At 58.3% G+C, this 3980-nt stretch carries 3 protein-coding genes; all 3 read left to right on the top strand.

What is annotated here, in order from left to right:
• Positions 1-934 precede the first annotated feature (934 nt).
• Positions 935-2122, top strand: coding sequence for a plasmid partitioning protein RepA (gene repA, locus CWO89_RS41650; protein ID WP_130584041.1), 1188 nt, complete (start codon positions 935-937; stop codon positions 2120-2122).
• Between the two features lie 72 nt (positions 2123-2194).
• Positions 2195-3214 carry a plasmid partitioning protein RepB gene (repB, locus tag CWO89_RS41645; protein ID WP_130584040.1) on the top strand — a complete coding sequence of 340 codons (1020 nt, stop codon included), beginning with the start codon at positions 2195-2197 and terminating at the stop codon, positions 3212-3214.
• Positions 3215-3383: 169 nt separating this feature from the next.
• The coding region (repC, locus tag CWO89_RS41640; RefSeq protein ID WP_283813581.1) for a plasmid replication protein RepC at positions 3384-3980 on the top strand (597 nt) is incomplete at its 3' end.

Raw genomic sequence — 3980 nt, 5'->3', positions numbered from 1 at the left:
GCGCGAGCTCGCGCCACGGCAGCGGATCGGGAAGGTGGGCGCTCAAGGGGGGCATCGGGTGGCCGGCTTGGCAGATGAGGTTCGCTCATGACGGAAGTTTTTCCCTCGCTGAAATCGCAAGGTGAAAAGCCGGCGCCGATTTTCCGCTAAGCGTTGCAAATTGAAATCGCTAACGGAAAGCGACATAAACGCAGCCGGTTCGCGCCACTAGGCACCGGTTCACGAAACTAAGCCCGCCGACACAAGGCCTTGATAACCTTAGAGACTATCGCTCGAACGGAAGCTATCAGACCAATCGCTTCCGTCACAGCGATTGCTCTCGCCCTGCGGATCCTTTTGTTGATCGTGTTGGACGTCCGGCGCGAGCCGCCGCCGCCGTCGTACGACGCATGGTAGCGCATCTTACCACTCACCTCGCAACCCTACTCAATCCTTACCAGCCGGCCGGCCGACGAATACGTTGGCTCTCAGCGAATGCATCTCATCGAGCATAGACCCCTCTGCCATGCAGATTCGCGTCAATCGCGATTGCCAACATTCGCCGAATCCTGCGTTGCGACGGAGCAAGTCAGCATGGTGATGAGAGCTTCGTATCCTTCGTTGGATTAACCGGGTGGGCCGAGTCGCGGTGAGTCGCGCTTTCGGTGTCGGATTTGGTCGGTTGGCAGCTCGAGTCGGGGGCAGTAGGGGTCATTTGACTGTAGCATTAACGGGGTCGGAAAACGACGCGGGCGCACTCCGAGATTGCTTGCAAGTCTACGATAAGATTGGGCGATTCCTAACGAATCATTCCCTCGTTCCATGCGATCGCGAACGGCCGTTAAGATGCTGTTAACCTTAAACTACTTGCCAGACAGCCCGAATCCCCCATACTGGCGCCTGATCGGCGCATTTTGTCATTTATGGCGCCATTTTCTTAGGCGGATGGATTCGGATGGGACTGCTCCCGACATTCGAGTTTGACGAGAAAATCCTCTCCCAAGGCGACGAGATCTCGCGGAAGCTCGATCAGCTTCGCCTGGAGAAATTTCCTCCGGACGCGAAGAAGACGCTGCGTCTCTTCCCGATGTCGGAAGTCGCCCATTATCTCGGCATTACTCCGAACAACCTCAAGAGGCTACATCTCGAAAAAAAAGGTCCGGAGCCTACCATCGCGACTGGCGGTCGGCGCTTGTACACGGCCGAACAGATGATCGAGCTCCGGCACTACCTTGATAAGAACGGTCGATCCGACGCGAAAAAATACGTTCCGTTCCGCAAGCCCGGCGAGAAGCTCCAGGTGATCGCCGTCGTCAATTTCAAAGGCGGATCCGGGAAGACCACGACGGCTGCTCATCTCAGCCAGCACTTGGCGCTGACTGGACATCGTGTACTAGCAATCGACCTCGATCCGCAGGCCTCGCTCTCTGCGCTTCACGGCTTTCAGCCGGAGCTCGATCGAAATCCATCACTTTACGACGCGATCCGGTACGACGAAAAGCGTCGGCCAGTCGCCAGCGTCATTCTGCCGACCAACTTCCCTTTGCTCGATATCATCCCAGCGAATCTTGAGCTTCAGGAATACGAGTACGACACGCCCCTCTCGATGCAGAGCTCGAACGAGGGAAAGCGGTTCTATGAACGCCTCGGCCGGGCGCTTGAGGAAGTGGACGATCGATTCGATGTGGTGGTTATCGATTGCCCGCCCCAGCTCGGCTTCCTGACATTGACGGCGCTGACCGCTGCCACATCTGTTCTGATCACGGTGCATCCGCAGATGCTTGACCTCATGTCCATGAGCCAATTCTTGCTCATGCTTGGAAACTTCGTGAGGGCTATCCGAGAGAAGGGCGCGGCGGTCAAGATCGATTGGCTCCGCTATCTGATCACCCGATACGAACCCACGGATGTTCCGCAGACCCAAATGCTCGGCTTCATGCAGTCGATGCTAGCCGAGGAGATCCTCAAGAACCCCATGCTGAAGTCGACCGCCATCTCGGATGCAGGGCTGACGAAGCAGACCCTCTATGAGGTCGAGCGCGGCAGCTTCAATCGGGATACCTACGATCGCGCTGTTGAGGCGCTGGACGCAGTGAATTTCGAGATTCAGGCGCTCATCCACCGGGCGTGGGGGCGTCTGTAATGTTGACCGCAGTCAAAACCGCCGAAAACCTCTGCGACTTCAAGAGCCTAAGGCAAAATAAGAGGCTTGGTCATGGCTCGTAAAAACCCCTTCGCCAACATTCTTGACGATCAGCGGCATGTCGTTGAGGACGTCGCCGCCGATCAAAAGCGGCCGTCCCGCCCGGTGTCTGACTATGCGGCCAAGGGCGCGTCGCGCTCGCTCCTCAAGTCGATCGATGAGCTTGCGGCGAGGGCTGACAAGCTCGTAGAGGGCGAAACGGTCGTTGAGCTCGAGCCCGACTTGATCGACGCTTCGTTCGTCCGCGATCGTCGTGCTGACGACGAAGCCGAATTCAACCAGCTGCTGGAGCGAATCCGCGAGCGCGGCCAGGACTCCCCTATTCTGGTCAGGCCGAATCCAAAGTCGGCCGGCCGCTACATGGTGGTCTTCGGACATCGCCGCTGGAAAGTCGCTCAGGCCCTCGGCCGAAAGGTGCGAGCCGTCGTCAAGGACATCGAGGATCGAGACCATGTGCTTGCGCTTGGTCAAGAGAACGCTGCACGTGCGGACGTTCCGTTCATCGATCGCGCCCTCTTCGCCGCCGACATTGTGCGCTTTCGCTACGACGACGACAACGCAATCATTCTGAGCGCGCTCTCGATCGACCGGACGACACTCTCAAAGATGCTGTCGGTCGCGGGCCTGCCCTCCCCCATCTTGGATGCCATAGGCCAAGCGAAGAACGTCGGCCGGGATCGCTGGTATGAGTTGAAGCTGCTGCTCGATAGTCCGGCAAACCAGGAGCGCGCTCTCGAGACTATTCGGGAGGATGCCTTCTCCGCGCTGTCGAGTGATGCACGGTTCGACTTCCTGGTTCGCAAATTGAAGTCGAAGCCGTCGCGCAAGCAGAACCAGACAAGTAAGCGAAGCTGGACACCCCAGGATAATGCGCTCTCGGCGGAAATTTCGGCCGAGGGAAAGAAGTTCACGTTGGCGCTCAAGGCAAAGACGTCTGACGCCCGCGCGTTCGGCGAGTATCTGTCGGAAAACCTCGATCAACTTTACGAAGCTTTCCGCAGAGAGACGATCTCACAGGAGACTGGAGGCTAATCCCGCAAAAGAAAAAGGCCCCCGAAACGAGGTTCCGGAAGCCCTTCTCTGTTATGTTTGGCGACTGGCAGAATCCCACTTCCGCGAATCGGTGTCAAGTCCAACGGACGCAGTAATGCGCTCGTTTTTGGAGGGCTGACTTCTTTTGCCTAGCGACAGGTGAAGGAAAATGCAGACACCCATATCAACGACGCCCTTTGGGCGGCGGCCGATGACGCTCGGCATGATTTCAAGCCAGCTGGCCGCGAAGGCAAAACCTGAGATGGCCATTGTTCACAAATGGCACGTCTTTCAGCACATCAAGGAGGCGCGCCAGGTTCTCGGCGCAACCGACCGTGCGCTCACGATTCTGCACGCGCTGTTGTCATTCCATCCCGAGACCGCGCTCGAGGCAAACAGCGAGTTGATCGTCTGGCCCTCCAACGAGCAGTTGATGGCGCGGGCCAACGGGATGCCGCCGACAACGCTGCGCCGGCATCTCGCCGTCCTGGTCGACTGCGGTCTGATCATTCGCAGGGACAGCCCGAACGGCAAGCGCTTTGCGCGCAAAGGGCATGGCGGAGAAATCGAGCAGGCCTATGGCTTTGACCTGGCGCCGATGGTGGCTCGTGCCGAGGAGTACAAGACGCTCGCGGAAACCGTCCAGGTCGAGAAGAAGGCGTTCCGCGTAGCCAAGGAGCGCCTGACCATCCTGCGCCGGGACATCGTGAAGATGATCGAAGCCGGTGTTCAGGAGGGCGTGCCGGGAAACTGGAAGCGGTTTCTG

Origin of the sequence: Bradyrhizobium sp. Leo170, assembly GCF_004296405.1 — a bacterium.
In the GTDB taxonomy this organism is placed as follows: domain Bacteria; phylum Pseudomonadota; class Alphaproteobacteria; order Rhizobiales; family Xanthobacteraceae; genus Bradyrhizobium.
Note: the sequence above shows the minus strand (reverse complement) of the source record. Positions and strands in the feature narration are given on the sequence as shown.

What these genes read in the sequence shown, in the direction of transcription:
- repB (WP_130584040.1), top strand. Translation starts at nt 2,195, where the DNA reads ATGGCTCGTAAAAACCCCTTCGCCAACATTCTTGACGATCAGCGGCAT.
- repA (WP_130584041.1), top strand. Translation starts at nt 935, where the DNA reads ATGGGACTGCTCCCGACATTCGAGTTTGACGAGAAAATCCTCTCCCAA.